Raw genomic sequence first — 1,256 nt, 5'->3', positions numbered from 1 at the left:
TGATCTTGCCCAGTAACGATGGACACCTCAAGAATGTAATACACTGCAACGAGGTGAACCATGGCAAGATCGACGACATCAATGAAGAAAAAATCCTATACCCGTTACTCAGATACCTATCGGCAAGAAGCGTTAGCGCTTGCTGATCGCATAGGCGTTGCCGCAGCGGCTCGTGAACTGGGCATACACTCGAGTCAGCTTTATCAGTGGCGTTCTAAGGTTCAGCAACAGCAAGATACATCTGAGCGAGAGCGGTCGCTGGCAGAAGAAAACGTTCGTCTGAAGCGGCAATTAGCCGAAGCCAATGAGGAGCTGGCTATCACAAAAAAGGCCGCGGTGTACTTTGCGAAGAGCCTGAAGTGAAGTACGCCTTTATCCATCGTCATCGCCAGGCTTTCAGTGTTCAGCGCATGTGCCATGTTGTTGGGGTCGCTCGAAGCGGCTACTACGCTTGGCGACAGCGCGAAGGAGGTCTGTCTCTAAAGCGCAGCCAGCAAGCCGTTCTCGATAAGCGTGTGGCTGCGGCGTTTCACCAACGTAAAGGCCGCTCAGGCGCCCCGAGATTAGCTCTAGACCTGCAAGATGACGGAATACCGGTGAATCGCAAGACCGTGGCTGCCAGCTTACAGCGACAAGGCCTGCGTGCTAAAGCTGCCCGTAAGTTCAAGGCCACCACAAACTCTCGACATTCGCTACCTGTTGCGCCAAACCTGCTAGAGCAAGACTTCAGGGCTTCAGCCCCTAATCAAAAGTGGGTGGGTGATATCACCTACTTGGCGACGGGTGAAGGTTGGCTTTATCTTGCTGTGCTAATTGATCTTTACTCTCGCAAAGTCGTTGGTTGGGCAATGAGCGAGCGTATGACGGCAGATCTTGTCTGTGATGCACTACAAATGGCGCTATGGAAACGTAAAATGCCAACAGGCGTGATCGTCCATTCAGATCGAGGTGGTCAGTACTGTTCGACGCTGTATCAGTCGCTACTGACGCGACATGAACTCAAGTGCAGTATGAGCGCGAAAGGCAACTGTTATGATAACGCCTGTGCCGAAAGCTTCTTTCACAGCCTCAAGGTGGAAGCGATCCACGGCGAGAACTTTAAAACGCGAGATATGATGAGACGCCAGGTGTTTGAATACATCGAACTGGACTACAACAAGCAACGACGGCACAGTGCTATAGGGATGATCAGCCCAGAGGCGTTTGAAGTCCGAATGATCGCTTAAACGAGTGTCCACTGTTGCTGGGTAAGATCA

General features: G+C 51.8%; 1 protein-coding gene. It reads left to right on the top strand.

The genetic code is table 11. The features are described 5' to 3' along the window. The first annotated feature begins 60 nt into the window (after window positions 1-60). Window positions 61-1,226, top strand: a protein-coding gene (locus FKN99_RS17710; RefSeq protein ID WP_139296708.1) for an IS3 family transposase whose coding sequence is annotated in 2 segments (ribosomal slippage) — window positions 61-322 and window positions 322-1,226 — 1,167 coding nt in all. Because the reading frame shifts where the segments join, the coding sequence is not laid out codon by codon here. Window positions 1,227-1,256: the final 30 nt, after the last annotated feature.

The sequence above is a fragment of the Halomonas hibernica genome (assembly GCF_013183775.1).
Lineage (GTDB): Bacteria > Pseudomonadota > Gammaproteobacteria > Pseudomonadales > Halomonadaceae > Vreelandella > Vreelandella citrativorans.
This window is presented reverse-complemented; position numbering and strand designations above follow the sequence as displayed.